Annotated in this window: 24 protein-coding genes and 1 tRNA gene; 17 read left to right on the plus strand and 8 right to left on the minus strand. The window is 63.7% G+C overall.

Annotation, left to right across the window (positions count from 1 at the left end; all coding sequences use genetic code 11):
- Positions 1 to 170: 170 nt before the first annotated feature.
- The 4 genes from ftsH (at position 171) to ASD87_RS22700 (ending at position 5238) form a co-directional block, all read left to right on the plus strand.
- Positions 171 to 2057 carry an ATP-dependent zinc metalloprotease FtsH gene (ftsH, locus tag ASD87_RS22685; RefSeq protein WP_056326838.1) on the plus strand — a complete coding sequence of 629 codons (1887 nt, stop codon included), beginning with the start codon at positions 171 to 173 and terminating at the stop codon, positions 2055 to 2057.
- A gap of 18 nt (positions 2058 to 2075) precedes the next feature.
- On the plus strand, positions 2076 to 2921 hold the full coding sequence (gene folP, locus ASD87_RS22690; RefSeq protein ID WP_056326840.1) for a dihydropteroate synthase: 846 nt from the start codon (positions 2076 to 2078) through the stop codon (positions 2919 to 2921).
- Positions 2918 to 4261: a phosphoglucosamine mutase gene (gene glmM, locus ASD87_RS22695; RefSeq protein ID WP_056326842.1), complete on the plus strand. Its 1344-nt coding sequence runs from the start codon at positions 2918 to 2920 to the stop codon at positions 4259 to 4261. Before folP ends, glmM begins: the two co-directional genes overlap by 4 nt.
- 170 nt (positions 4262 to 4431) lie before the next feature.
- On the plus strand, positions 4432 to 5238 hold the full coding sequence (locus ASD87_RS22700; RefSeq protein WP_056326843.1) for a GNAT family N-acetyltransferase: 807 nt from the start codon (positions 4432 to 4434) through the stop codon (positions 5236 to 5238).
- Positions 5239 to 5396: 158 nt separating this feature from the next.
- On the opposite strand, the gene ppx is transcribed toward ASD87_RS22700, so the two are convergent.
- Complete coding sequence (gene ppx, locus ASD87_RS22705) at positions 5397 to 6884, minus strand: exopolyphosphatase (protein WP_056326846.1); 1488 nt, start codon at positions 6882 to 6884, stop codon at positions 5397 to 5399.
- 219 nt (positions 6885 to 7103) lie between these two features.
- On the opposite strand from ppx, the gene ppk1 reads away from it, so the two are divergent.
- The 6 genes from ppk1 (at position 7104) to ASD87_RS22735 (ending at position 13474) form a co-directional block, all read left to right on the plus strand.
- Positions 7104 to 9179, plus strand: coding sequence for a polyphosphate kinase 1 (ppk1, locus tag ASD87_RS22710; RefSeq protein WP_056326848.1), 2076 nt, complete (start codon positions 7104 to 7106; stop codon positions 9177 to 9179).
- Positions 9180 to 9476: 297 nt separating this feature from the next.
- The gene (gene pstS, locus ASD87_RS22715; protein ID WP_056326850.1) at positions 9477 to 10517 is read left to right on the plus strand and encodes a phosphate ABC transporter substrate-binding protein PstS; all 1041 of its coding nucleotides are present in this window, start codon (positions 9477 to 9479) and stop codon (positions 10515 to 10517) included.
- Between the two features lie 101 nt (positions 10518 to 10618).
- On the plus strand, positions 10619 to 11635 hold the full coding sequence (gene pstC, locus ASD87_RS22720) for a phosphate ABC transporter permease subunit PstC (protein ID WP_056326851.1): 1017 nt from the start codon (positions 10619 to 10621) through the stop codon (positions 11633 to 11635).
- Between the two features lie 24 nt (positions 11636 to 11659).
- Positions 11660 to 12514 carry a phosphate ABC transporter permease PstA gene (gene pstA / locus ASD87_RS22725; RefSeq protein ID WP_082586400.1) on the plus strand — a complete coding sequence of 285 codons (855 nt, stop codon included), beginning with the start codon at positions 11660 to 11662 and terminating at the stop codon, positions 12512 to 12514.
- A gap of 48 nt (positions 12515 to 12562) precedes the next feature.
- Complete coding sequence (gene pstB, locus ASD87_RS22730) at positions 12563 to 13339, plus strand: phosphate ABC transporter ATP-binding protein PstB (RefSeq protein WP_056326853.1); 777 nt, start codon at positions 12563 to 12565, stop codon at positions 13337 to 13339.
- A gap of 58 nt (positions 13340 to 13397) precedes the next feature.
- Positions 13398 to 13474: transfer RNA gene (locus tag ASD87_RS22735), tRNA-Pro, on the plus strand.
- A gap of 139 nt (positions 13475 to 13613) precedes the next feature.
- On the opposite strand, the gene ASD87_RS22740 is transcribed toward ASD87_RS22735, so the two are convergent.
- Both ASD87_RS22740 and ASD87_RS22745 read right to left on the minus strand, forming a co-directional pair.
- Positions 13614 to 14594 carry a tripartite tricarboxylate transporter substrate binding protein gene (locus ASD87_RS22740; protein ID WP_056326855.1) on the minus strand — a complete coding sequence of 327 codons (981 nt, stop codon included), beginning with the start codon at positions 14592 to 14594 and terminating at the stop codon, positions 13614 to 13616.
- A 32-nt stretch (positions 14595 to 14626) separates the two neighbouring features.
- Positions 14627 to 15577, minus strand: coding sequence for an esterase (locus ASD87_RS22745; RefSeq protein ID WP_056326857.1), 951 nt, complete (start codon positions 15575 to 15577; stop codon positions 14627 to 14629).
- Positions 15578 to 15660: 83 nt separating this feature from the next.
- Between ASD87_RS22745 and ASD87_RS22750 the strand changes: the two genes are divergently transcribed.
- Complete coding sequence (locus ASD87_RS22750; protein ID WP_056326859.1) at positions 15661 to 16554, plus strand: LysR family transcriptional regulator; 894 nt, start codon at positions 15661 to 15663, stop codon at positions 16552 to 16554.
- Between the two features lie 57 nt (positions 16555 to 16611).
- Here ASD87_RS22750 and ASD87_RS22755 read toward each other — a convergent pair whose 3' ends face one another.
- A complete protein-coding gene (locus ASD87_RS22755; protein ID WP_056326861.1) occupies positions 16612 to 17259 on the minus strand; it encodes a BON domain-containing protein in 648 nt (215 codons plus the stop codon).
- Positions 17260 to 17586: 327 nt separating this feature from the next.
- Here ASD87_RS22755 and ASD87_RS27030 point away from each other — a divergent pair, with 327 nt between their 5' ends.
- From ASD87_RS27030 to ASD87_RS22775, 5 genes are all read left to right on the plus strand, one after another.
- On the plus strand, positions 17587 to 17742 hold the full coding sequence (locus tag ASD87_RS27030) for a hypothetical protein (RefSeq protein ID WP_155739284.1): 156 nt from the start codon (positions 17587 to 17589) through the stop codon (positions 17740 to 17742).
- Between the two features lie 53 nt (positions 17743 to 17795).
- On the plus strand, positions 17796 to 18485 hold the full coding sequence (locus tag ASD87_RS22760; RefSeq protein ID WP_056327021.1) for a phosphoribosyltransferase: 690 nt from the start codon (positions 17796 to 17798) through the stop codon (positions 18483 to 18485).
- 29 nt (positions 18486 to 18514) lie between these two features.
- Complete coding sequence (locus tag ASD87_RS22765; protein ID WP_082586401.1) at positions 18515 to 19873, plus strand: erythromycin esterase family protein; 1359 nt, start codon at positions 18515 to 18517, stop codon at positions 19871 to 19873.
- A 50-nt stretch (positions 19874 to 19923) separates the two neighbouring features.
- On the plus strand, positions 19924 to 21489 hold the full coding sequence (locus ASD87_RS22770) for an AAA family ATPase (protein ID WP_056326863.1): 1566 nt from the start codon (positions 19924 to 19926) through the stop codon (positions 21487 to 21489).
- 115 nt (positions 21490 to 21604) lie between these two features.
- Entirely contained in the window at positions 21605 to 22069 is a 465-nt protein-coding gene (locus tag ASD87_RS22775; protein WP_235512788.1) for a hypothetical protein, read from the plus strand.
- A gap of 90 nt (positions 22070 to 22159) precedes the next feature.
- Here the strand turns inward: ASD87_RS22775 and ASD87_RS22780 are convergent, their stop codons facing one another.
- Both ASD87_RS22780 and ASD87_RS22785 read right to left on the minus strand, forming a co-directional pair.
- Complete coding sequence (locus ASD87_RS22780; RefSeq protein ID WP_056326865.1) at positions 22160 to 22426, minus strand: hypothetical protein; 267 nt, start codon at positions 22424 to 22426, stop codon at positions 22160 to 22162.
- A gap of 135 nt (positions 22427 to 22561) precedes the next feature.
- On the minus strand, positions 22562 to 23473 hold the full coding sequence (locus ASD87_RS22785) for a DNA/RNA non-specific endonuclease (RefSeq protein ID WP_056326868.1): 912 nt from the start codon (positions 23471 to 23473) through the stop codon (positions 22562 to 22564).
- Between the two features lie 216 nt (positions 23474 to 23689).
- Here ASD87_RS22785 and ASD87_RS22790 point away from each other — a divergent pair, with 216 nt between their 5' ends.
- The gene (locus tag ASD87_RS22790) at positions 23690 to 24016 is read left to right on the plus strand and encodes a hypothetical protein (protein ID WP_056326870.1); all 327 of its coding nucleotides are present in this window, start codon (positions 23690 to 23692) and stop codon (positions 24014 to 24016) included.
- Between the two features lie 36 nt (positions 24017 to 24052).
- On the opposite strand, the gene ASD87_RS22795 is transcribed toward ASD87_RS22790, so the two are convergent.
- Positions 24053 to 24394 carry a hypothetical protein gene (locus tag ASD87_RS22795; protein WP_152385193.1) on the minus strand — a complete coding sequence of 114 codons (342 nt, stop codon included), beginning with the start codon at positions 24392 to 24394 and terminating at the stop codon, positions 24053 to 24055.
- Between the two features lie 107 nt (positions 24395 to 24501).
- Entirely contained in the window at positions 24502 to 25413 is a 912-nt protein-coding gene (locus ASD87_RS22800) for a LysR family transcriptional regulator (protein WP_056327028.1), read from the minus strand.
- Positions 25414 to 25512: the final 99 nt, after the last annotated feature.

Here is a 25512-nt window from a genome sequence, read left to right on the forward strand (position 1 = left end):
CCGCCGAGACAACGACCAGAAAACTCAAGAATCAAATGTAATTAAATGGGCCCCACGGCTGCCGGGACGCAACTCCGTCCTACAGGTTAGAATGGGCTATTGACATACTTGTGACTGTGCCATACGCGGGTGCACAGTCGCCGGTCGGAATCGAAAGCAGGAGATCGACCTTGAACAATTCATTTTCCAAAGTCGCTGTCTGGATGGTGATAGCCCTGGTGCTGTTCACCGTCTTCAAACAGTTCGACGGACGCGCTCAGACCCAGGACGGCGTGACCTACACGCAGTTCATGGACGACGCCAAGGCGGGACGCATCCGCAAGGTCGACGTTCAAGGCGACGTGCTGTACGTCACCCCGGACGCGGGCCGCGCCTATACGCTGACTTCGCCCGGCGATCTCTGGATGGTCTCCGACCTGCTGAAGTACGGCGTGCAGGTGTCGGGCAAGCCGCGTGAAGAGCAGTCGCTCCTGATGAGCATCTTCGTGTCGTGGTTCCCCATGCTGCTGCTGATCGGCGTCTGGGTGTTCTTCATGCGCCAGATGCAGGGCGGTGGCAGGGGCGGCGCGTTCAGCTTCGGCAAATCGCGCGCCCGGATGCTCGACGAAAACACCAACCAGATCACCTTCGCCGACGTTGCCGGCTGCGACGAAGCCAAGGAAGACGTCCAGGAGCTGGTCGACTTCCTGCGCGACCCCAGCAAGTTCCAGAAGCTGGGCGGCCGCATTCCGCGCGGCGTGCTGATGGTGGGCTCGCCCGGTACCGGCAAGACGCTGCTGGCCAAGGCCATCGCCGGCGAAGCCAAGGTGCCGTTCTTCAGCATCTCGGGCTCGGACTTCGTTGAAATGTTCGTCGGCGTGGGCGCGGCCCGTGTCCGCGACATGTTCGAAAACGCCAAGAAGCACGCGCCTTGCATCATCTTCATCGACGAAATCGATGCGGTCGGCCGCCAGCGTGGCGCCGGTCTGGGTGGTGGCAACGACGAGCGCGAACAGACGCTGAACCAGATGCTGGTTGAAATGGACGGCTTCGAATCCGGCCAGGGCGTCATCGTGATCGCCGCAACCAATCGTCCCGACGTGTTGGATCCGGCGCTGCTGCGTCCGGGCCGTTTCGACCGCCAGGTTGTCGTGCCGCTGCCAGATATCCGTGGCCGCGAGCAGATCCTGAAGGTTCACATGCGCAAGGTTCCGCTGTCGCCCAACGTCGACGCGACCATCCTGGCGCGCGGCTGCCCGGGCTTCTCCGGCGCCGACCTGGCCAACCTGGTCAACGAAGCCGCGCTGTTCGCCGCCCGCCGCAATGGCCGCACGGTGGATATGTCGGACTTTGAAAAGGCCAAGGACAAGATCATCATGGGCGCCGAGCGCCGCTCCATCGTGATGCCCGAAGAGGAACGCAAGAACACCGCGTACCACGAGTCCGGCCACGCGATCGTCGCGCGCATGCTGCCCAAGACCGACCCCGTCCACAAGGTCACCATCATCCCGCGCGGCCGTGCGCTGGGCGTGACCATGCAGCTTCCGGAGACGGACCGCTACAGCATGGACAAGGGCCGTCTGCTGTCCACGATCGCCGTGCTGTTCGGCGGCCGTATCGCGGAAGAGATCTTCATGGACCAGATGACGACGGGCGCCTCGAACGACTTCGAACGCGCCACCGCCATCGCCCGCGACATCGTCACGCGCTACGGCATGACCGACGAACTGGGCCCGATGGTCTACGCCGAGAACGAAGGCGAAGTCTTCCTGGGCCGCAGCGTCACCAAGACCACGCACATGTCCGAAGCCACCATGCAGAAGGTGGACACCGAGATCCGCCGCATCATCGACGAGCAGTACGGCGTTGCGCGCAAGATCCTGGAAGACAACCGCGACAAGGTCGAAGTGATGACCGCCGCGCTGCTCGAATGGGAAACCATCGACGCCGACCAGATCAACGACATCATGGAGGGCCGCCCCCCGCGTCCTCCGAAGACGCCGCAAGGCCCGTCGGATACGTCCGATACGCCGCCGACCGGCCTGGCTGCAGACGGCAACACGGCAGCTGCGGTCTGAGGTCCTTCGTTCTGGGTTATGGCAAATAACTTCCTTTGCGGGCGCTTCGAGTTTGATCTCGAGCGCCCGCTTGTCATGGGCATCGTCAATGTCACGCCGGACTCGTTTTCCGACGGCGGCCAGCACGACGATACCGATTCCGCGGTGGCGCATGCGCGCCGGCTGATCGACGAAGGCGCGCAGATCCTGGATCTGGGCGGCGAGTCCACGCGGCCCGGCGCAGACCCCGTGTCCGTGTCCGACGAGCTGGACCGGCTGCTGCCGGTGGTCGAGGCGCTGCGCGACTGCGGCGTGCCGCTGTCGATCGACACCTTTAAACCGGAAGTCATGCGCGCCACGCTGGACGCGGGTGCGGACATGATCAACGACATCTATGGTTTCAGGCAGCCGGGCGCGATCGAGGCCGTCTCGCAATCGCGCTGCGGCCTGTGCGTCATGCACATGAAAGGCGAGCCGCGCACTATGCAGGCGGCGCCGCCCGAGTACACCGACCTGATCGGTGAAATCGGCCTCTTCCTGGGGGCACGCGCGCAAAAGCTGCGCGCGGCCTGGATCGATCCTCGGCGCATCGTGTTGGACCCGGGTTTCGGGTTTGGCAAGACGGCCGACCAGAACTTTCAACTGCTGCGCCGGCTGTCCAGCCTGCGCAGCACCGGTTATCCATTGCTGATCGGCCTGTCGCGCAAGAACATGATCGGCCAGGCCACAGGCCGGCCGGTCGGCGACCGGCTGCCCGGCAGCATTGCCGCCGCGCTTGCCTGCGTCGCGCGTGGCGCTTCCATCGTGCGCGTGCACGATGTTGCGGCCACCGTGGATGCGCTTAAGGTATGGCAGGCGGCTGAACAAGGAGCTATCAGTTCATGATTCGACGCAAATATTTCGGTACCGATGGCGTACGCGGTGAAGTCGGCGGTCCGGTGATCAACGCCGAATTCGCGCTGCGGCTGGGCTACGCGGCTGGCCGCGTGCTGGCGCGCGAGCACGCGGTTCGCGGCGCGACGCGCCCGCAGGTCGTCATCGGCAAGGACACCCGGATTTCCGGCTACATGCTGGAATCCGCGCTGGAGGCGGGGCTGTCCGCCGCCGGCATCGACGTGCTGCTGGCCGGCCCGATCCCTACGCCCGCCGTGGCCTACCTGACCCGCGCCCTGCGCCTGGTCGCCGGCATCGTCATCAGCGCATCGCACAATCCCTACCAGGACAACGGCATCAAGTTCTTCTCGGCGCAGGGCATGAAGCTGCCCGACGACATCGAAGCCGATATCGAGGCCGCGCTGGACGAGCCGCTGGGCTGCGTCAGCTCCGAAGGCCTGGGGCGCGCGCGCCGCATGGGCGATGCCCAGGGCCGCTACATCGAGTTCTGCAAGAGCACGTTCCCCAACGATCTGGACCTGAACGGCATGACCATCGTGGTCGACGCCGCGCACGGCGCCGCCTACAACATCGCCCCGCACGTCTTCCGTGAGCTGGGCGCCGAAGTCCACGCGATCGGCGTGAACCCGGACGGTTTCAACATCAACAAGGGCGTGGGCGCGCTGCACCCCGAGCTGCTGGCCAAGGAAGTCAAGGCGCGCGGCGCCCAGCTTGGCATTGCGCTGGACGGCGACGCCGACCGCCTGCAGATGGTCGACGGCGAGGGCCGCATCTACAACGGCGACGAGCTGATGTACGCCATCGTGCGCGAGCGCATGCAGCGCGGCAAGGTCGAAGGCGTCGTGGGCACGCTGATGACCAATTTCGGCTTCGAGCGCGAAATGAAGCGACTGGGCGTGGGCTTTGACCGCGCCAACGTCGGCGACCGCTACGTCCTGGAACAGATGCAGTCGCGCGGCTGGCTGTACGGCGGCGAAAGCTCCGGCCACCTGCTGTGCCTGGACTGCCACTCCACCGGCGATGGCATCGTGGCCGCCTTGCAGGTCCTGACGGCGCTGCGCCGCAATTCGGCTGCGCTGGGCGATTGGGTCAGCGATCTGCGCATGTATCCGCAGAAGATGATCAATGTGCCGCTCACGCCCGGCATGGACTGGAAGACGCATCCCGGTCTGACGGCGGCGCGCCAGGCGGTCGAAGCCGAACTGGACGGCCGCGGCCGGATCCTGATCCGCGCTTCGGGGACGGAACCCAAGCTGCGTCTGATGGTCGAGGCCGAAGACGAGGCGCTGGCGACCAATTCCGCCGAGAAGCTTGCGCAAAGCTTGGGGTAAACCCGGAGTTTTCGTTTTAATATGTGGGCCACGCGTCGAAAATCGGCGCGTGGCCTTTGTTTATGTGCACTTTCTGTACCGGCCTAATCTTCATAGTCACGTAACATATTGGTCAAGTCATTGACATACAGGGCGTCCACACTGGCTGGACTCTCTAGGAGCTTCGCGCAATGCTGGAATTAGCACGCATCAACCCGAGCCGCAGTACCGCAGAACCCTGGACGGGCGCCGCCCCCAAAGTCCTGGCGGTCGGCCTGGCGCGTACCGCCGAAGAAATAGAGCAGATTCAACGCCTGCGCTATGACGTCTTCACGGAAGACATGGGCGCCGTCTTTCCAGATGCGCAAGACGGCATCGAACAAGACCGCTTCGATCCCTTCTGCGAACACCTGATGGTGCGCGAGCTCGACACAGACCGCGTCGTCGGCACCTATCGGATCCTGACCCCCGAAAAAGCCCTCGAAGCCGGCGGCTATTACTCGCAATCGGAGTTCGACCTGTCGGGTCTGGGCGCCATCCGCGACGAAGTCGTCGAGGTCGGCCGCTCGTGCACCCACGCGGATTACCGGGGCGGGGCGGTCATCATGCTGTTGTGGTCCGGCCTGGCCGAATACCTGCGCCGCGGCGGTTACGAATACGTGCTGGGTTGCGCCAGCGTCAGCCTGCGCGACGACGGCGTCACCGCAGCCGAAGTCTGGCGCACGGTTGCCAAGCAGATGCCCCAGGGTACTGAGCCGCGTGTCACGCCGCTGCACCGCTACCCGGTCGAAAAGCTCAACAGCACCCTGCCGGCCCGCGTGCCGCCGCTGATCAAGGGTTACCTGAAGCTGGGCGCCAAGGTTTGCGGCGAACCCGCCTGGGATCCGGATTTCAACGCCGCCGACTTTCCGGTCCTCTTGAAGATGGAGCGCATGGACGAGCGCTACCGCCGCCACTTCGGCCTGGATCAGCCGGCCGTCCTCAATACTCAGCGCTAGACGCCACTACCATGCGCCGCCTGCTCCGCCGAATGACTATCAGACTGATACGGCGGGCCACCCGGCCGCTGCGCATGGAACTCAGGCGGCTCGATCGCGAAACCGATCTGTCGCCATTTTGAAGCGCCGGGGCGGCCAGGCCGCCCCGCGCGGCCGCTTCAGAACTCCAGCAACTCGAACGAAAACCCGACCTTGTTCCACTCGGCTTCTTCCGCGCGCAGCGTGAAGTCGCTGAGCGGATGTTCGGCCAGCCATTCGCGATTGACGCGCACCACGATGGAGTTGTCGCGGACCGAGGCGGTCAGCGGCAGGGGCTCGATCTCGCCGCGGCGGCGGAACAAAAGCACGGCCAGACGCAGAGCCAGAATGGCTTTCCACTGCGGGCGCGACCGCACCAGGGGTTCCAGCTTGACCAGCTTGCCCTGGTGACCCAGCGCCAGCAGGGCCAGCAGTTGCTGGTCCGCGCGCGAGAAGCCGGGCATGTCTGCGTTTTCGAGCACATAGGCGGTGTGCTTGTGATACGCGTTGTGCGCGATCGACAGGCCCACTTCGTGCAGGTCTGCCGCCCAGCCGAGCGCGGGCCGCAGTTCGGCGCGTTCCTGGCCTTCCGGGAACATCGCATCGAACAGGGTGAGGGCGGCGTGGCGCACGCGGCGCGCCTGGTTCACATCGACGTGATAGCGCTTCATGAACTGGCGCACCGATTCATCGCGCTTGTCGTGCTCGTCGTCGCGGCCCAGCAGGTCGTACAGCACGCCCAGCCTCAGCGCGCCGTCGCCGGTGTGCATGACGTCGATGCCCAGTTCGTCGAACAACGCGCTCATGATGGCCAGGCCGCCCGGTAGCACGTCGGCGCGCTCGATCTTGATGCCGGGCAGCTCGGACGGAATGACGCGGCCCGAGCGCACGAGGCGGTCTTTCAGCTTGTTCAGCCCGACGCGCGTGATGCCGCGGTTGGAATAGCCGCCTTCGGTCAGGATGGCAAAGAGCGCCTTGGCCGTGCCGGAAGAGCCATACACTTCTTTCCAGCCCGTCTTGCGGTACTGCTTGGCGATGACTTCGATTTCGCGGCGCGCGGCCAGTTCGGCCTGTTTCATCTGGTGGGCGTCCACCACGCCGTCCGAGAAGAACTGGCGGCTGTAACTGACGCACCCCATGTAAAGCGAGGACATCAGACCGGGTTCGAGCCCCTTGCCGATGATGACTTCGGTGGAACCGCCGCCAATGTCGATGATCAGGCGCTTGTTGGGGGAGGGGGGCAGGGTGTTGACCACGCCCGTGAAGATCAGGCGGGCCTCTTCGCGGCCGGCGATGACTTCGATCGGAAAACCCAGCGCGGCTTCGGCCCGGGGCAGGAAGTCCCGCGTGTTGCGGGCGACGCGAAAAGTGTTGGTGGCAACCGCGCGCACCCGATTGGGGTGAAAGCTGCGTAGCCGTTCGCCAAAGCGTTCCAGCACAGCGATGGCGCGGTCGATGGCGTCGTCGCTAAGCCGTTTATCGGCATCCAGGCCGGCGGCCAGCCGGACGGTTTCCTTGAGGCGGTCGATCTGGTAAATCTGGGGCGTACCGTCCTGCTGAACGATGCGTCCGATGGAGAGGCGAAAGCTGTTGGACCCGAGGTCCACCGCGGCCAGAAGTTGATCCATGCGGCTCGTGATATTGGCTGTGAGGTGGACCGATTATAGAGACCCCATGTGACAACGCCTTCGGCTTCGGGTTTTTGCTTATGGAACAGGCGCTTGCAAGCGTCAGGCCGATGCGCCATACGTCCCGTATTTGACGTACCCTTAGCGAATGGGCGCTGTCATAGAACCGTCACTCTTTTGCAGTAAAACTTCACGCTCTCTTTTCGTATGGAATCCGGTATGCCCACACGTCCGCCAGGCGAGCCTCTGCTCATGAATCGCGAATTGTCGCTGCTCAAGTTCAATGAACGGGTGCTGGCGATGGCGGAGAACCCCAAGACGCCGCTGCTCGAGCGGCTGCGCTACGTGTGCATCGTCAGTTCCAACCTGGACGAGTTCTTCGAGATCCGGATTTCCAGTTTGAAAGAGCAGCAGCGCCAGTCGCCCAACCTGGTCGGACCGGACGGCATGACGCCGGACGAGGCTTTCGACTGCGTTCAGCAGGCCGTGCATGAATTGGTGGGCCGCCAGTACAACCTGCTCAACGACGACATCCTGCCGGCGATGCACGCCGAGGGCATCGCGCTGCATCACGCTTCCGAATGGAACGCCGCGCAGCAGGAATGGGCGCGCGACGTGTTCCATCGCGACGTGATGCCGCTCTTGACGCCCATCGGGCTGGATCCCGCGCATCCGTTTCCGCGCGTCTACAACAAGAGCCTGAATTTCATCGTGTCGCTGGCGGGCGCCGATGCCTTCGGCCGTCAGGCATCGATCGCCATCGTCCAGGCGCCCCGGGCCCTGCCGCGTCTGATCAAGATGCCCCAGGAACTGTCGGGGCAGCCCGAAGGCTACATCCTGCTGACCTCGCTGCTGCGCGCCTTCGTGGGCGAGCTGTTTCCGGGCCTGGAAATGCTGGGCTGCTATCAGTGGCGCGTCACGCGCAACAGCGATCTCTTCGTGGACGAGGAAGAAGTCACCAACCTGCGCCATGCGTTGCAAGGCGAGTTGTCGCAGCGCAACTTCGGGGCGGCCGTCCGGCTGGAGATCGACAAGCTGACGCCGGTTGAGCTCGAAACGTTCCTGCAGCGCGAGTTCTCGCTCAAGGCGGACGACACCTATCGTGTGCCCGGCCCGGTGAACCTGTCGCGCCTCATGCAGCTGTGCAATTCCGCGGCGCGCCCGGATCTGCTGTTTCCCGACTATCGCGCCCCGGTGCCCGCGCCCTTTGACCGGGTCGGCGACAAGCCGGCCGATCTCTTCGAAGCAGTGGCCGAGTGCGACCGCCTGCTGCACCACCCCTACCAGTCGTTCCAGCCCGTCATCGATTTCCTGACCGCGGCCGCGCTGGATCCCGACGTGATGGCCATCAAGCAGACCATCTACCGTACCGGCGAGGACTCCGAGCTGATGAAGATCCTGCTGGCGGCCGCGCGCGCCGGCAAGGAAGTGACGGTGGTCGTGGAGCTGATGGCGCGATTCGACGAACAGACCAACATCAACTGGGCCTCAAAGCTCGAAGAGGTGGGGGCGCATGTCGTCTACGGCGTGGTGGCGCACAAGACGCACGCCAAGATGGCGGTCGTGCTGCGCCGGGAAAAAGGGCGTCTGCGCCGCTACGCCCACCTGGGCACCGGCAACTACCATCCCCGCACGGCGCGGCTGTACACCGATTTCGGACTGCTGACCGCCGATCCCAAGCTGTGCGAGGACATGGACAAGGTGTTCGCCCAGCTGACCGGCCTGGGCGCGCGGCGGGCATTGAAGTCGCTGATGCAGTCGCCGTTCACCCTGCACGAGGGCATGGTGTCGCTGATCCGCGCCGAGGCGCGCGCCGCCAAGGCGGGCAAGCGGTCGCGCATCATGGCCAAGATGAATTCGCTGCTCGAAGAGCAGATCATCGCCGAGCTCTACAAGGCCAGTCAGGCGGGCGTGAAGATCGACCTGATCGTGCGCGGCGTCTGCGCCCTGCGCGCCGGGGTGCCGGGGTTGTCGGAGAACATCCGTGTGCGTTCCATCGTGGGCCGCTTCCTGGAGCACTCCCGCGTCTTCTATTTCTATGCCGAGGGCGAAGAGACGGTGTACCTGTCGTCGGCCGACTGGATGGACCGCAATTTCTTCCGGCGCGTGGAAATCGCTTTCCCGATCTATGACAAGACGCTCAAGAAGCGCGTCATCGACGAAGCATTCACCTATGCGCTGCGCGACAACCAGCTCGCCTGGCAGCAGCAACCCAGCGGCGACTACGCGCGCGTCAAAAGCCGCCGCGAGCCCTTCAACCTGCACCAGTTCCTGATGCAGAAGCTGGGCGTGTAACACCGGCACGGCGGCAAACCGTCCCTGATATTTCACCAGGTGCCGACCGCCGCGCCATGCCGGTCCCCGAGCTTGAGCATGGCCCCGGCCAGCCCATTTCCGCAGTGGAAATGGGCTTTTTCATTCGGGGACGGGCTTGCCAATGCAGCCGAACGGATCTGGCTTTGCCGGTCGGCCACTGGGGATCATGACTGTCATGGTCTTGTCACGTTGGGCTCCTAAGATGCGAGGGTCGCTGAAAGACAGGCAGCTAAAAAGCCTGCCAAGACTCCTTTAACGAGCACAGAAGGAACCCAGATGTTCAAACGTGTCTTCAAGCAAGTTTCCGTGGGCGTCGCGCTGAGCGCCGCCGTTTTCGCAGTCCAGGCCGCCAACGTGACCGGCGCCGGCGCATCGTTCCCGTACCCGATCTACGCCAAGTGGGCGTCCGACTACAAGGCTGCGACCAACAACGCGGTCAACTACCAGTCCATCGGTTCGGGCGGCGGCCAGCAGCAGATCATTGCAAAGACCGTCGACTTCGGCGCCTCGGATGACCCGATGAAGGCTGCCGACCTGGAAAAGCACGGCCTGCTGCAATTCCCCGCCGTGATCGGCGGCACCGTTGCCGTCGTGAACGTCGACGGCGTCGAGCCGGGCAAGCTGAAGCTGTCGGGCAAGGTCCTGGCCGACATCTTCCTGGGCAAGGTCAAGAAGTGGGATGACGCCGCCATCAAGGCGCTGAACCCCGACCTGAAGCTGCCGTCGGCCGACATCATCGTCGTGCACCGTTCGGACGGTTCGGGCACCACCTTCGGCTGGACGAACTACCTGTCCAAGGTGTCGCCGGAGTGGAAGTCGCAAGTCGGTGAAGGCAAGGCCGTCAAGTGGCCCACCGGCCAGGGCGGCAAGGGCAACGAAGGCGTCGCCGCCTACGTCGGCCAGCTGAAGAACTCGATCGGCTACGTCGAATACGCCTACGCCAAGCAGAACAAGCTGGCCTGGACGCAACTGCAGAACAAGGACGGCAAGTTCGTCCAGCCCGAGCAAAAGGCGTTCGCCGCCGCGGCCGCCAACGCCGACTGGAAGAGCGCGCCGGGCATGGGCGTGGTCCTGACCGACGAGCCGGGCGCCGATTCGTGGCCCGTCACCGCCGCTACCTTCATCCTGATCCACAAGTCGCAAGACAAGCCGGCTCAGGGCAAGGCGGTGCTGGAATTCTTCGACTGGGCCTTCAAGAACGGCGCCAAGTCGGCTGAAGCCATGGACTACGTGCCGCTGCCGGAAGCCGTGACCAAGGAAATCCGCGCCGCCTGGGGCGAAGTGAAGTCCGCCGACGGCCAGGCTGTCTGGAAGTAAATCAGTAACGCGCGGCCCCGACGCCACCTGGCGGGCGGGGCCGCCGCCTGTAATTCGACCTACCTGCTTTTCCCCCCAGGTTTCCTAAGGAAAGTCCATCCATGAGCGCGGTAATGGATAATAGTGTGCCGCTTCCGCCCAGCGTGGCGGATTCCGTGACTACCGGCACGCCTTCGCCTATGAAGCAAACAAAAAACGCGCTGATGGATGCGCTGTTCAAGAATCTGACCCGCCTGTTCGCCTTCCTGGTGTTCATTCTGCTGGCGGCAATTCTTATCTCCCTCATCTATGGCAGCCGCGAATCGCTGGCCAAATACGGCCTGTCGTTCCTGTGGCTCAATGACTGGGATCCGGTCAATTCCAATTACGGTGCGGTCGTGCCGATCATCGGTACGTTGCTGACGTCCGCGATCGCGCTGATCATCGCCGTGCCGGTGTCCTTCGGCATCGCCATCTTCCTGACCGAACTGTCGCCGACCTGGCTGCGCCGCCCGCTGGGCACCGCCATCGAAATGCTGGCGGCCATCCCGTCCATCATCTACGGCATGTGGGGCCTGTTCGTCTTCGTGCCCGTGTTCCAGCAGTACGTGCAGCCGTTCCTGATCGCGACGTTGGGCAATCTTCCCATCATTGGCGGACTGTTCGCGGGTCCGCCGTTCGGCATCGGCATCTTCACCGCCGGCCTGATCCTCTCGATCATGATCATCCCGTTCATCGCCGCCGTGATGCGCGACGTGTTCGAGCTGGTCCCCGCGATGCTCAAGGAATCGGCGTACGGCCTGGGCAGCACGACCTGGGAAGTGATGTGGCGCGTGGTCCTGCCCTTCACCAAGTCGGGCGTCATCGGCGGCATCATGCTCGGACTGGGCCGCGCGCTCGGCGAAACCATGGCCGTGACCTTCGTCATCGGCAATGCGTTCAAGTGGTCCGGCTCGCTGTTCTCGCCGGGCAACTCCATCGCCTCGGCGCTCGCCAACGAATTCAACGAGGCGGGCGGCATCCAGAAGGCGGCGTTGCTGGAACTGGGCCTGATCCTGTTCCTCATCACGACCATCGTGCTGGCCCTGGCCAAGGCGCTGCTGGTCCGCCTGTCCGCTGGCGAAGGCAAGAAGACCTGACGCCCGGAAGCACAAGGAAAAACCATGGCTGAATCCGTACTCAACATGCAGAACGGCATCTATCGCCGGCGCCGCGTGGTTAATCGCATCATGCTCGCCGTGTCGATGACGACGCTGATTTTCGGCCTGTTCTGGCTGTTCTGGATCATTATCACGTTGCTGATGAAGGGCGCCCCCGCGCTGTCGTACACGCTCTTCACCGAAATCACGCCGCCGCCGGGCCAGGCGGGGGGCTTGCTCAACGCCATTCTCGGCAGCGTGATGATGGCGGGCGTCGGCACGCTGATCGGCACGCCGGTGGGCATCCTGGCCGGCACCTACCTGGCTGAATACGGCCAGCGCGGCTGGCTGGCGCCCGCCACGCGATTCCTGAACGACGTGCTGCTGTCCGCGCCGTCGATCATCATCGGTCTGTTCATCTACGCCGTGTACGTGGCGCAGGTGGGGCATTACTCCGGTTGGGCCGGCGCGGTTGCGCTGTCCATCCTGGTGATTCCCGTCGTGGTCCGCACCACCGATAACATGCTGCTGCTGGTGCCCAACAGCCTGCGCGAGGCCACCGCCGCGCTGGGCTGCCCGAAGTGGCGCATGATCACCATGGTGTGCTATCGCGCCGCCAAGTCCGGCATCATCACCGGCGTGCTGCTCGCCATCGCCCGCATCTCCGGCGAAACCGCGCCGCTGCTGTTCACCGCGCTGTCCAACCAATTCATGTCGCTGAACATGAACGGGCCGATGGCCAACCTGCCGGTCGTCATCTACCAATACGCCGCCAGCCCCTTCAAGGACTGGAACAACCTGGCCTGGGCCGGCGCGACGCTGATCACGCTGCTGGTGTTGGGCATCAACATCATCGCCCGCAACTTGTTCCGCAAGTAAAGATCGCTATCCCGGCGCGCCAGGCGCGCCGGAGCCAAGGGAAATGCAATGGAAAACACCGCTACCGCAGTCAAGAACAAGCTCGAGGTCAAGGACCTGAACTTCTACTACGGCAAGTTCCACGCGATTCGCAACGTGAACATGTCGATCCAGGAGAAGAAGGTCACCGCCTTCATCGGCCCGTCGGGCTGCGGCAAATCGACCCTGCTGCGCACGTTCAACCGCATGTTCGAGCTCTACCCCGGCCAGCGCGCCGAGGGCGAAATCCTTCTGGATGGCGAAAACCTGCTGACGGCCAAGACCGACATCTCGCTGATCCGCGCCAAGGTCGGCATGGTCTTCCAGAAGCCCACGCCGTTCCCCATGAGCATCTACGACAACATCGCCTTCGGCGTGCGTCTGTTCGAACGCCTGTCCAAGGGCGAGATGGACGAGCGCGTGGAATGGGCGCTGAGCAAGGCCGCGCTGTGGAACGAAGTGAAGGACAAGCTGCACCAGAGCGGCAACAGCCTGTCCGGCGGCCAGCAGCAGCGCCTGTGCATCGCCCGCGGCGTGGCGATCAAGCCCGAAGTCCTGCTGCTCGACGAGCCGTGCTCGGCGCTGGATCCCATCTCAACCGCCAAGATCGAAGAGCTGATCGCCGAACTGAAGAACGACTACACCGTCGTGATCGTGACGCACAACATGCAACAGGCCGCGCGGTGTTCGGACTACACGGCGTATATGTACCTGGGCGAACTGATGGAATTCGGTCAGACCGACCAGATTTTTGTTAAGCCCTCGCGCAAGGAAACCGAGGACTACATTACGGGCCGCTTCGGCTGACCGCAGGGTCGGGCGCAGCGCACGCCAGACACCAGTTTCTGGTATAGTCTCCACCCTTCGGGGCGTAGCGCAGCCTGGTAGCGCATCTGCTTTGGGAGCAGAGGGTCGTGAGTTCGAATCCCACCGCCCCGACCAATATTCATGCGGGTCTTCGGATTTCCGCAGTGCAAGAAAAGACGAATGGTGGCCCATCCTATGGACCACCAATCGGTAGGACAAAAAAAATGGCCCCAAGCTCACAAAGCTTGGGGCCATTTTGTTGTGTCCCTTCCTCCTACTGCCGCGGTATCTTCGCGTCTTCGATCAGCTTTTGCCATTGCGCATCGCTGCTCGCCACGAACTGCCCAAACGCCGTGGGCGAGGTGGGCGGGCTGACCTTCACGCCCAATTCCTTGAACCGTGCCTGGATCTCCGGCTTGGCCATGACGCGGCTGAACGCGGCGTTCAATGTCTGGACGATGGGTTCCGGCGTATTCGACGGTGCAAAAATTCCGGTCCAGAAGTAATAGTCCATCCCGTTGAGTTCCGGTGTTTCACCCGCCGACGCCAAGTCCGGGTTGCCGATGTCGCGGTCGCGGCTCATGACGCCCACGCCCGTCACACGGCCGCTTTTGATCAGTTCAAGCAGGGCGGGTAACCCGGACACCGCGATATCCACGTTCCCGCCGATGACATCGGTCGCGATCTTCGAGGCGCTTGCATAGGGAATGAAGGTGATGTCCGTACCGGTGGTGAGCTTGAAACTCTCCATCGCGATGGCGGGCAGCGAGCCGACGCCTGTGGCGCCGTAGGTCAGCTTGCCAGGGTTGGCCTTGGCGCGCGCAATCAGGTCGCCGAACGATTTCACGCCCAGGTTCGGATTCGCCACCACGCCGACGCCGCTTGTGCCCAGCGGCGCGACGGCGGCCAGGTCGCGATAGGTGTACTTGGCCGACGATTGCAGAATGGGCGCGATCACGACGTCGGACACGATGCCCATCAGTACCGTGTACCCGTCGGGCTTGGCGTTGACGGCGCGCGTGACGCCGATGATGCCGCCGGCTCCCGCGACGTTCTCGATGACGACGGTCTGCCCCAGCTCGCGGCCCAGTTCGGGGGCGATGATGCGAGCGAACGTGTCCACCGAGCCTGCCGGCGCGTAACCCACGATGAGTTTGATGGGATGGGCGGGGTAGGCCTGCGCATGCGCCGCGCTCGTTCCTCCCAACACAAGGGCTCCCAGCAGCGCCGCGCTGGAAAGGGTTCGGATATTCATGGTTGTCTCCCGTTGTTGTCGTTTGTGTTGCTTCAGCTTTGCAGCCAGTTCAGGACGCGTTGGAACACCTCGTCGCTATTGCGGTCCATCATCGGCAGGTGCGAATTGCCCGCGATGCCGCTGGCGGGCAGGTCCAGCACCGTTACGTCGGCGCACCCCCGTATGGAATCCAGGTAACGCTCGGCTTGTTGGCGGTAGCCGACCCAGTGCGACCCCGATGGTTCGATGAAGTCGCCCCACACAACAAGATGCGGCGGCAGCGCATCAATCGGCGCCGCTTGCGGCATGCCGCCGGGCTCCACGCCCACCACCCGGCGCACCGCGCTTGGCCGGCGGCGCGCAATTTCGGCTGCAAAGCCCGCGCCTTGGCTGTGGGCCACGATATGGCAATGTCCCACCCGGTCGATCAACGCTTCATAGGCCGCCAGGATCATTGACTCGTGGCCCGGCCAGCGCGGCACCCATTGATTGGCGAACGCGTCGAACGCCTCGGTGGGAAACTGTTGCCCTGCATAGGCTTCGCGCCGCGCAGGGTCCGGGTCGTAGACAGGCCCGATGCGAAACGTCGTCCAGGCCTCGCGCTTGGTGCGAAAGACGGGCGCCTCGCGATACACCTGCGGAAACCGTGCCCATGACGAACGGCCCCGTTCCACCGCATCGCTGACCAGCACGTCGTAACCGGCGTCCAGGAATTTCCACAGCCAGCCGTTGCGGCCATCGGGGGTCGTTTCCCAGGTGCAGCCGGTCATGCCCCCGCCATGCCATAGCAGCACCGGATCCGGATGGCGGGGCTGCGCCAGGCGGTACTCCTGGACATACATCTGCCCATAGACCTGTTCTCCGTTCGGGTTGACCTCGCGCGGCGATCCGTTCAGGACCATGCTGCGATATTCGACCGGCAGGCCTTCCAGCACGGCGGTCGCGCCGCCCACGAAGAAGCTGCTCATCGATTTCAGGAAAATGCCCTTGCCTTGTGGATTCATGATGGCTCGTCGAAGTGATGCCGGCATGTTCGGCCAGCGCGTATAGTTACGTCTATCGAAAAAATTTCAACCATTATTGATCCATGCGAATCAATTACGATCTGGAAGATATCCGCGCGTTCTGCTGCGTGGCGCGCATGGGTCAATACACGTCGGCCGCCGCGTTGCTGTGCGTCACGACGTCGGCCTTGAGCCGGCGAATCGCGAAGCTGGAATCGGAAATTGGCGGGCGTTTGTTCGAACGCACGACGCGCAGCGTGGTGCTGACGTCGGTGGGCCGCGCGCTCTACGAGCGCGTGCTGCCTATCGTGACGCAGATGGATGCCAGCCTGACCGAGGCAGCCCGCCGCGCGCGGGGGCACGAAGGCACGCTGATGGTGAGCACGGTGGCTTCGGTAGGTTATTCGGTGCTGCCGAAGGTGCTGCCCGAGTTCTATGCACGGCATCCGCAGGTGTACCTGTCGATCCGCGACGGCAACGCCACCGTCACGACGGGCCTGGTCGAAGAACGCGAGGTGGAATTCGGCATCACCACGCCGGTGTCATTCGGCCCCACCCTGGAGGCCGAGCGCGTTGCCACCTATGGCTTTAACCTGGTGTACGCCGAGCGTTCTGCGCTGGCGCCACGCAGCCGCAAGCTGTCGTGGAAAAAGTTGCCCGGCCTGCCGGTGGTGGGACTGAATCCGGTCAGTTCCACCCGCCTGCAGATCGACAGCGTCCTCAATGCTCGCGGGCTGGAGTTGCCCTGGACCATCGAAGTGGATCAGCTGGCCACCATGATCGGACTGGTGCAGTCGGGCAATTTCGTGACCATCATGCCGGCATTGTTCGAGGCGCATGGTTATGGCCTGAAGTCGATTCCGGTGCTGGATCCCGACATTACGCGGGATGTGTACATCGTGCGTCGGCGTGACAGCACGCCGACGCCCCAAGGCCAGTATCTGATGGAACTCGTGCGCGCCTACCTTGCGCGTTGAGTCACGCAAATTGATTCGGCGGTTGCCCGCCGGCAAGGCGCAGCGCAAGCGCCGCCATCAGCCCACGGTGAGCTTGTCTTCCACGCTGATGACGCTTGGCGCGCTCCATGCGGCCTGCTCGGCGACGCGCCTGTCGGCCAGACTATTCACTTTTCCCATCAGCGTGACGTGCCTGTCGTGCACGGCCACCTGAATATCGTGTGCTTCCAGCGCGGCGCTTCGTTTCAACGCGTCCTGAATTCGCTGCTTCACATCGCTGATCTGCGCGTTGTTCGACAACTTGATCTGGTTCGCGACGCCCTTGACGCCGGACAGGCGGCGAATGGCGCTTTCGGCCGCCACGCGCTGGAAGTTCCAACTGACCTCTCCGGTCAAGGTCACCCAGCCGTGTTGCACCTTGACCTGCACCTTGTTGTCGGGAATGGACACATTCCAGCCAATACTGGTGATCGCGCGTTTGGCCAGCTCTTCGTCCGAGTTTCCTTGCTCGTAGCCGGTTCGGACTTCGAGCTCCTGCGCGATGCCTTTGACGCCTTTCACGTGTGCGGCAATCTTCTCTGCGTCGTACTTTTCGCTGAACGTGCTGACATGCCCCGTCAGCGTTACGACCCCTTGGGAAGCCGCGACCCCGATGCCGGTCGCATCGACGCGGGGATCGAACTCCAAGGCGTCCAGCACGTGACGGCGAAGTTCTTCGTCTTTCATGATGGCTCTCCTGTCGGAATAAGGGACGAGTTAAGGGGTACGCGTGTTCCGTCGCGCACCCCGGATTCGGCGCTCTTCGCATCGATTTTCCCGGGGCAGGGCGAGTCAGTATTGACGATCGTCAATGGAAAAATGGGGTGCGTTTTATGCCTGGCGTTCGGGGGGCGACGCGTGCACGCCCGCCAAGCGGAGCGCGTCTTTGCCCCTGCCAACAATTCGATGAACGGGTGGTTGGAAAATTCGTGATTTTCGTCAACAAGGCGCCGCGGCGCCGGTTCATGATGGGCTATCCCGCCGCGTCGGGCGGCGAACATCCAGGAGGCCATCATGCAGCAACCCGCCAAAACTCCCCCGCCGAAAGCCAGAAAAGAAGAGGCGCGCCAGAAGGAAGACGCCGTGGCACAGCGGCAGAAGGCCGAAATGGCCGAGTCGCTGGGACGGCACAAAAATACTGGCCAGAAGGATCACAAGGGCGCGCGTTGATATCCGCGCGGGTCACGGCCTGGCAACACAACTGGCTGGGGACGCAAGAGATCATGAACATTCTCTTCAGAAACCGGCGCGAGGCCGGGCTGTTGCTCGCGCGGCAATTGGCCAGATATGCGGGGCGGCCGGATGTGATCGTGTTGGCGTTGCCGCGAGGCGGCGTGCCGGTGGGATTCGAAGTCGCAGCCGAACTGGATGCCCCCCTGGACATCAAGGTGGTGCGAAAGATCGGCATGCCGGGGCATCCCGAATACGCCATCGGCGCGATCAGCAGCGATCAGTCGCTATTCCAGACCAGGGAAATTGAGGCCTACGGCGTAGATCCAAAAGCGATCGAGTCCATCGTGTCGCGTGAACGGAAAGAAATCGAGCGCCGTGAATCGCTCTATCGTGCGGGGCGGCCACCGCTTCCATTGCAGGGAAAAGTCGTCATCGTGGTCGATGACGGCCTTGCGACGGGTTCGACCATGCGCGTGGCGCTTCAGTCCGTACGCAAGAATAATCCCGCGTGGGTTGTTGCCGCCGTGCCCGTTGCCGCTGCCGAAATCAGGCAAGAACTTGAGGGCGAAGCGGACGAAGTCGCGTGCCTGCATACGCCGACGCCGTTCTATGGCGTCGGGCAATGGTATGCGGATTTTGAACAGACCGCGGACGACGAGGTCCTGCATCTGCTGCACGAAGCGCAGCGCCGGCATCCGCCCACCGCGTCGACGACGACTTCTTCGTCGCGCAACGGCTGATGCCCCCTGGTCCAGCCTTTGGAGTGCACATGGAAACCGCCATCGATGCTCACGCCGCCACGCTTGCCCAACTGTCTGCGGCCGCGCGGCCGCTTACGGGAGCAATGACGGACTATGACGCGCTTCTTGAACATATCGGCGGCGCGCGCTTCGTGCTGATTGGCGAAGCGAGTCATGGCACGCACGAATTCTACGAAGAACGGGCGCGCATTACGCAGCGGCTGATCGCCGAAAGGCGATTCTCTGCGGTGGCGGTCGAGGCGGATTGGCCCGATGCCTATCGCGTCAACCGATACCTGCGCGGGCAAGGCGACGACAATGCCGGCGAGCAGGCGCTGGCGGGGTTCAAGCGATTTCCAACGTGGATGTGGCGCAATACTGAGGTCGTCCGGTTCGTGGAGTGGCTTCGGTCTTTCAACCAATCGTTGCCCGCACGCGCGGCGCCCGTCGGGTTTTATGGGCTAGATCTATACAGCCTGTTCACGTCCATTGCCGAAGTGCTGAAATACCTGGATGAGGTCGACCCGGAGGCTGCGCGTCATGCGCGTCAGCGTTACGCCTGCTTCGATCATTTCGGCAGCAGTAGCGAGCGCTATGGCTACTCGGCGCACCATGGCCTGTCGGCGTCGTGCAGGGACGCCGTGATCGCGCAAATGCAGGATCTTAATGCCCGTGCGGCCGAATACATAAGGCGCGATGGCCAGGCGGCAAGCGATGCGCTTTTTTACGTGCAGCAGAACGCGCGCCTGATCGCAAACGCCGAGCAGTATTACCGAACCATGTTCGACCAGCGCGTTTCGTCCTGGAATCTGCGGGATCGGCACATGATGGAAACGCTCGATGCGCTCGCCAGGCACTTGCCTCGGACGGAAGACGGCCTGCCACCTAAGATCGTGGTGTGGGAACACAATTCTCATGTGGGCGACGCGCGCGCCACCGAAGTGGGCCAGGCCGGCGAGTTGACCGTGGGACAGTTGGCGCGTGAATCCTATGGCAAGCAGGCGTTTCTGATCGGACTGACGACCTACCACGGCAGCGTGACGGCGGCGGCCGATTGGGACTTGCCCGCCGAGCGCATGCGGGTGTGCCCTGGCCTGCGGGGAAGCTACGAATCGCTGTTCCATGAGACGGGCCTTAGCCGCTTCATGTTGCCGCTCAACGGCGATCAAGAGGTGATGCGGGCGCTGTCGATGTCCCGCCTGGAGCGCGCCATTGGGGTCGTCTATCGTCCGGAAACGGAACGAGGCAGCCATTATTTTTACGCCTGCCTGCCACGGCAGTTCGACTGCGTGCTGCATGTTGACGAGACGCGAGCGGTTGAACCTCTTGAATGGGGCGACACCTGGAAATTGGATGAGGCGCCAGAAACCTTCCCGGCAGGTGTTTAGCGGCGCCGGCACGCCAGACGGAGCGGCATTGCGATGCGAGACGGACCAGCATGAACCGGACAGACGAACACGTGGACCCGGACGCGCGGTGCCAGGCCGCCACGCTGGAATTCTTGACCCGTCCTGATGTTCACGGCGTGCCTGCGGGCGACATCGTCACGATACGCACCCATATCTCCGTTATTGTCCTTGCCGGGATTCGCGCCTTCAAACTGAAAAAGGCGGTGCGTTTTCCCTATGCCGATTTTTCCACTGCTGCCCTGCGCTTGGCGGCCTGCTTGCGTGAACTTGAGCTCAACCGGCGAACCGCGCCCGATCTGTATGTGGCGGTGCGGGAAATCAGGCGGGACGACAAGGGCAATCTGAATTTCGACGGCCCCGGAGAATTGATCGACGCCGTCGTGGAAATGCGGCGCTTCCCGGACGATGCGCTGCTGGAAGCCGTCGCGCAGCGGGAAGGGCTGACCGACGGGCTGGCCGAGCGCATTGCGGGAGAGATTGCCAAGTCTCATGACAACGCGCCGGTCGTGGGCGGCGTGGATGTGCCTTCCAGGCTGGCCCACGTGCTGGCTGCGGCGGAGAAGCTTCTTGCCGCGGCCGGCGTGCTACCCGGACCGAAGATCGAGGTGCTCTGCGCCGCGATTCGTGACGAGTTGGACAAGCAGGCGCCGCTGCTGGCCGCGCGGGCGGCGGCCGGGCTTGTGCGCCATTGTCACGGGGACCTGCACTTGCGCAATATCTGCGTGATCGCTGGGGCGCCGATGCTGTTCGACTGCCTCGAGTTCGATGATGCCCTTGCCACCATCGATGTGCTCTACGACCTGGCATTTCTGATCATGGATCTTTGCTCCCAGGGGTTTTCGCGGCAGGCCAACGTCGTGCTGAACCGATATCTGGATCTCCGCCATGATGACGCGGGCATGGCGCTGATGCCGTTGTTCCTGGCCATCAGAGCCGTCATCCGCGCCCACGTCCTGGTCGCGCGGGCCGAAGAAGCCAACGACACCACGCGAACGTCTCTGCTGGGAAAGGCCCAGCGCTATATCGATACCGCGCTTGCCTGCCTGTCGCCGCGCGTTGGGCGTCTGGTTGCCATTGGCGGGCTCAGCGGCTCGGGAAAATCATCGTTGGCCGTCGCAATCGCGCATGCGCTTGGCCCGATGCCGGGCGCTCGGATACTGTCCAGCGACCGTATTCGCAAGCAGATGTGGGGAGTGCCGGCTTCATCGAAGCTGCCCGAAATGGCTTATCAGACCGACTTCTCCGAAAACGTCTACGCGGCACAAGCCGATTGCGCGCAGAAGCTGGTCCAGGCCGGTTGCGCAGTGATCGCCGATGCAGTGTTTGAGCGGGAGGCCTGCCGTCAGCGTATTGAACAGAGCGCGGCGCGCGCAGGGGTTCCCTTCAGCGGATTTTGGCTCGATGCATCACCGGCCGCGCTGTCGGCACGCGTGAATCAGCGCACGAACGACCCTTCGGACGCCACTGAGGATGTGGTGCGCGCCCAATTGGCGCGGCAACGCGACGTCAAAGGCTGGACGCATGTCGATGCGCAACGCCCGCTGGAATGTGTCGCCGCGTCCGTCCTTGCACACCTTGACGGGCACGGGTCCTGACACATCGCGTTACTGCATCCGTGGCGACAGATGATTGCCGCATGGTAGATATATCGGCGGGAGTTGCCGCGCGGCGCGTCGCCGGGCGCATCCCCCATTTTCCAAGGAGCCGACCATGAATGCTGCTCACAAGATGAATGCTGTTCAAGTGTCCCTGAAAAGCTTTTCCGCGATCCTTTGCCTGGCGGGTCTGGCGTGGACGTCTGGCGCGGCCCATGCTGCCGACACCAGCGCTACCTCGCAAGCGCAGCATCAGCAGGACGTCGCGACCTGCAAGAGTGGCGCCTCTGGCCAACCGCTGGAGACATGCCTGCGCGAAGCGGCTGCGGCACGGCAAGAGCGTGATCGTCAGAACCTGAACGCGCAGAGCCCGGAACAGCTCCGCCAGAACGAGCTGGCGCGCTGCAACCGTCTGCCGGAATCGCAGCGGCAGACCTGCGTGGCGAAGATGAACTCGCCCACCAGTGTGCAAGGCAGCGTGCAGGGGGGAGGCGTACTGCGCAAGAAAGAGATCCAGGTGCCCGCTACCCCGGCCACCCCCGCCACGCCGGCCGGCAGTGCACCGGCGCCCGCGCGTTGAACGGGTCGTTTCCGCACGTATGAAACGCGGTGTTTCGCTGCCATGCGGCACATGCTTGCGTGGCAGCGTTTGTCCAATGGGCGCCGCTGCCTAAAACCGCTGATCCTTGTCGAACGGCACCTCGGAATCGCTAGGCGCTTCGAACGTCGGCGCTTCGCCGTTCAGATCCGCGACGTGGATCTGCGCGAGGCGGGTGGCCTCGGCAATTGCGCCGTGGGCGGAATGAAACCGTTCATCGATGGCGATGCGCTCGGACGGCACGCCGGCGATGGGAGAGATCAGCGTATAGCCAATGCGCCAATCATCGCCGTCCTGCTCCGGCTGCGCGATCTGAAAGTCCCATTTTGCGGTCTGCATAATTTCCTCCAGTCGGTCGGTGCATCCTACTGCACTCGTTGCGCCGTTGAAAGTGGGACCACGAAACGCATGCAGCCAGCCATGCAGGTCTGGATGTGGGCACAGTAGAACAACGATTCCCGTCCTGCTCCCTCGTCAAGGCTTCGACGTTGGCAGCAGCTGCATACCCGTGCGCCGTGCGAATTCCTCGTAGCTGATGGGCGCGCCCGCCGTGGTGCTGGGGCTGTTGGCCTGCCAATGCACCCACGAGCGTCCGGTGGACGCATCGTAGACGACCTTGAACAGATGGCTTGGCACGGCCACGCCCGAGCCGATCTGTTTGGGCTTGTCGCCGTAGTAGGGGCCGGTGAAGACATACACGTCGCCCGAGGCGCGCATGACGTACTTGCGCGTGTCCTGTTCGATCTGGCTCCATGGGCCGCCGTTGTGATGCTGGTCTTGAGGCACCATGTTGGCCAGCGAAAAGCTCTGCGCCATCGCTTCGGGCGTGGACATGTCGCCCGCCGGAGCCATGTGGCCGCGAGAATAGCCCGAGCCGCGGTAATCCGTCAGTTCGGCACGTTCGGCGCGGGGCACGCGCGCTTCGGCATAGAACTTGTCGGACCGCTGCATGTCCTGCGCCTGCGTCAATATCTTGCGGTTCAGGCGCTCTGCCACGAATACCGGCGTCTTGGTCTGGCCGTTGTGCAAGATGGCGAAGTTGGAAAAGCACAGCTCGCGCAGGGCTTGGCTGGCCGGGACGACCGGCGGGCGTTGCTGCGGGAAGAACTGCGGGCACTCGGCAAAGCGCGTGTGCGCCATGCCGCCTGCCGGCGCCGCCGCGGGCGCGAACTTTTCGTGGGTCGGCCAGCCGACGCGCGCAAGTATGTCGTCAAGCGAAAACTGAGGGCGCCACTGCGGATTCAGCGCATAGGTGGCTGCGCCGAAGGCGGCCACCGAGGTCAGCGCGAATGTGCGCAGGAACCGGAAGATGCGGCCGCCGCTTGCGGCCTTGCTTCTGCTGGCTGGGGCTTTCTTTCTGGGTGCTGATTTCTTCGCGCGGGTCATGCTGCCTGTTTGTTGCGGGCCGGCGCCACTTCGCGCTCGGCAACTGGCGGCATTGTAGATGACCGCAACATGACAGGCGCAGACCGGGCAATCGGGCCGACGCCGACAACGGCAAGATCGTTCGCCGGGGTATTCTTATGCTCGTTCCAAATTCATAACCACAACGTCATAACCACAACGGCCGCACATGCCGGCCGCCAGGATTGGGGAAGTTCAATGAGATCGTCCGTGCTTTTCGTGGCCGCGCTCGTGGCGGGTTGCGCCTCGCCCGCGCCGGGAGACCTGGTCACGCAATCGAAGGTGCAAGCCATCAAGATCAACGTTACGACGTTCGATGAGATGGTTCGCGATTTTGGCCCGCCCCGCACGCAGAGCGTCAGCAAGCAGGGGCTGCGCACGGCGTCGTGGTTCTACTTCAACAACAGCGAGTTCGGCGCCATGCAGGATCAGCGCACGCTGACCGTGACTTACAACAAGGACGGCACGGTCAAGGAATACGTGAATTCGTCCGCTGGCGAGAAGGACGGCGCCCGGACGCGATAGCGCGCAGTTTCACCCTCTGCGCCGGCAGGCAATGCCTCATTGCGCCGGCGCCGCCTTCGAGGCGTTCGCCCGAATCTGTTCGGACCGCTGGCGCTGCTCGGCGCGAATCGGGATGCAATCGACGACCAGCACCTCTTCGCCCGTGCGCAGGTCGATGACCTTGGTCGCTCGGTACAGGTTGCTGGGCGGGCCGCGATCCAGGCACGCGCGCTTGGCGCCGGAACTGGCGCGAAAGAGCTCGGGCACGCCTTCGTATTGCGGGTTGGGCACGCTCCACTTGCCGCTCATGTCCTGGGTGCGCACCACATACTGGGCAAAGGCTGGACCGCCGCACAGCAGCATGGCCAATGCGCACGCGACGCCAACTGCGGTTCTCATGGCGGACGTTCCTTGATGGACGACGGTAGGGCAGCGTAGCAGCGCACTGCCGCCTTCGCCGTCCGCCAGAAGGATGAGGGATTACCTCACAAGCCAAGGGACGCGGTTCACGGATTGTCATTGGCGCCCGCCGCCACCAGATGGTCCAGCAGCAACGCGGCAGCCGCGGGCAGCGCCGACGCGCTGCGCATGCAGATGGCAAAGCGCCGCCGGCTCCAGGTGTCCTTCAGCGGCAAGACCCGCAGACCGTGCGCCAGCGCATACGGCGTGGCCACTTCAATGGGCGCCACGCTGATCGCCAACCCCGCCAGCACGACGCGAAAGGCCGAGTCGAAGTTGCTGACCGTGACGCGGTGCCGCAGCGTCTTGCCGCTGTCGCTGGCGGCTGTCTGCAGCATGCGCAGCACGGCGCCCGCGGCCGGCATGCTGACATGCTCGTATGCCAGCGCCTCTTCAAAAAAAACGGCGTCGCGCTCGGCGAGCGGGTGGCCTGGGGCGGTGACGACAGCCAGGCGGTCGCCCCGGTATGGGCGCTGTTCCAACCCATGAAAGTCGGCGGCGTCCCAACAGATGCCAAGGCTGGCTATGCCTTCCCGGACACCGCGCACAACTTCGTGGCTGACCCGTTCTTCCATGTCGACGCGGATATTGCGGTGGGGCGCGGCCTGGAGAAAGGCGGCGATGTCCTCGGCCAGGGACTCGGCCAGGACGGACGCGGTGGCCAGGATCCGGACCTGCCCCTTCACGCCGCTGGCGTAGGCCGACATGTCGCGCTCGATGCGCTCGGAGCTGGCCAGGATGGCGCGTGCGTGCTCCAGCAGCGTTTCCCCCGCCTCGGTGGGCTCGACACCGCGGCGCCTGCGCGTCAGGAGTTTCGCGCCCACGGTGTCTTCCAGCTGTGCGAGCCGCTTGCTGATCGCCGACCCCACGATGTTGGCGCGCTGGCCGGCGCGGGCAATGTTGCCGGTCTCGCAGACGGAGATGAAGAGCCGCAGGGTGGTGATGTCCAGGTCGCGCATGGGCAGTTGTCCGGTGTGATATTCCAATATGGAATTTTAAGCGTTCCAAAATACCGCTTGTGACGCTATTGAGAATATCTAAAACTGGAATCTCTTAAT

The sequence above is a fragment of the Achromobacter sp. Root170 genome (assembly GCF_001428165.1).
Lineage (GTDB): Bacteria > Pseudomonadota > Gammaproteobacteria > Burkholderiales > Burkholderiaceae_B > Achromobacter > Achromobacter mucicolens.

What these genes read in the sequence shown, in the direction of transcription:
- folP (WP_056326840.1), top strand. Translation starts at nt 2,076, where the DNA reads ATGGCAAATAACTTCCTTTGCGGGCGCTTCGAGTTTGATCTCGAGCGC.
- glmM (WP_056326842.1), top strand. Translation starts at nt 2,918, where the DNA reads ATGATTCGACGCAAATATTTCGGTACCGATGGCGTACGCGGTGAAGTC.
- ASD87_RS22700 (WP_056326843.1), top strand. Translation starts at nt 4,432, where the DNA reads ATGCTGGAATTAGCACGCATCAACCCGAGCCGCAGTACCGCAGAACCC.
- ppx (WP_056326846.1), bottom strand. Translation starts at nt 6,884, where the DNA reads ATGGATCAACTTCTGGCCGCGGTGGACCTCGGGTCCAACAGCTTTCGC.
- ppk1 (WP_056326848.1), top strand. Translation starts at nt 7,104, where the DNA reads ATGCCCACACGTCCGCCAGGCGAGCCTCTGCTCATGAATCGCGAATTG.
- pstS (WP_056326850.1), top strand. Translation starts at nt 9,477, where the DNA reads ATGTTCAAACGTGTCTTCAAGCAAGTTTCCGTGGGCGTCGCGCTGAGC.
- pstC (WP_056326851.1), top strand. Translation starts at nt 10,619, where the DNA reads ATGAGCGCGGTAATGGATAATAGTGTGCCGCTTCCGCCCAGCGTGGCG.
- pstA (WP_082586400.1), top strand. Translation starts at nt 11,660, where the DNA reads ATGGCTGAATCCGTACTCAACATGCAGAACGGCATCTATCGCCGGCGC.
- pstB (WP_056326853.1), top strand. Translation starts at nt 12,563, where the DNA reads ATGGAAAACACCGCTACCGCAGTCAAGAACAAGCTCGAGGTCAAGGAC.
- ASD87_RS22740 (WP_056326855.1), bottom strand. Translation starts at nt 14,594, where the DNA reads ATGAATATCCGAACCCTTTCCAGCGCGGCGCTGCTGGGAGCCCTTGTG.
- ASD87_RS22745 (WP_056326857.1), bottom strand. Translation starts at nt 15,577, where the DNA reads ATGAATCCACAAGGCAAGGGCATTTTCCTGAAATCGATGAGCAGCTTC.
- ASD87_RS22750 (WP_056326859.1), top strand. Translation starts at nt 15,661, where the DNA reads ATGCGAATCAATTACGATCTGGAAGATATCCGCGCGTTCTGCTGCGTG.
- ASD87_RS22755 (WP_056326861.1), bottom strand. Translation starts at nt 17,259, where the DNA reads ATGAAAGACGAAGAACTTCGCCGTCACGTGCTGGACGCCTTGGAGTTC.
- ASD87_RS27030 (WP_155739284.1), top strand. Translation starts at nt 17,587, where the DNA reads ATGCAGCAACCCGCCAAAACTCCCCCGCCGAAAGCCAGAAAAGAAGAG.
- ASD87_RS22760 (WP_056327021.1), top strand. Translation starts at nt 17,796, where the DNA reads ATGAACATTCTCTTCAGAAACCGGCGCGAGGCCGGGCTGTTGCTCGCG.
- ASD87_RS22765 (WP_082586401.1), top strand. Translation starts at nt 18,515, where the DNA reads ATGGAAACCGCCATCGATGCTCACGCCGCCACGCTTGCCCAACTGTCT.
- ASD87_RS22770 (WP_056326863.1), top strand. Translation starts at nt 19,924, where the DNA reads ATGAACCGGACAGACGAACACGTGGACCCGGACGCGCGGTGCCAGGCC.
- ASD87_RS22775 (WP_235512788.1), top strand. Translation starts at nt 21,605, where the DNA reads ATGAATGCTGCTCACAAGATGAATGCTGTTCAAGTGTCCCTGAAAAGC.
- ASD87_RS22780 (WP_056326865.1), bottom strand. Translation starts at nt 22,426, where the DNA reads ATGCAGACCGCAAAATGGGACTTTCAGATCGCGCAGCCGGAGCAGGAC.
- ASD87_RS22785 (WP_056326868.1), bottom strand. Translation starts at nt 23,473, where the DNA reads ATGACCCGCGCGAAGAAATCAGCACCCAGAAAGAAAGCCCCAGCCAGC.
- ASD87_RS22790 (WP_056326870.1), top strand. Translation starts at nt 23,690, where the DNA reads ATGAGATCGTCCGTGCTTTTCGTGGCCGCGCTCGTGGCGGGTTGCGCC.
- ASD87_RS22795 (WP_152385193.1), bottom strand. Translation starts at nt 24,394, where the DNA reads ATGAGAACCGCAGTTGGCGTCGCGTGCGCATTGGCCATGCTGCTGTGC.
- ASD87_RS22800 (WP_056327028.1), bottom strand. Translation starts at nt 25,413, where the DNA reads ATGCGCGACCTGGACATCACCACCCTGCGGCTCTTCATCTCCGTCTGC.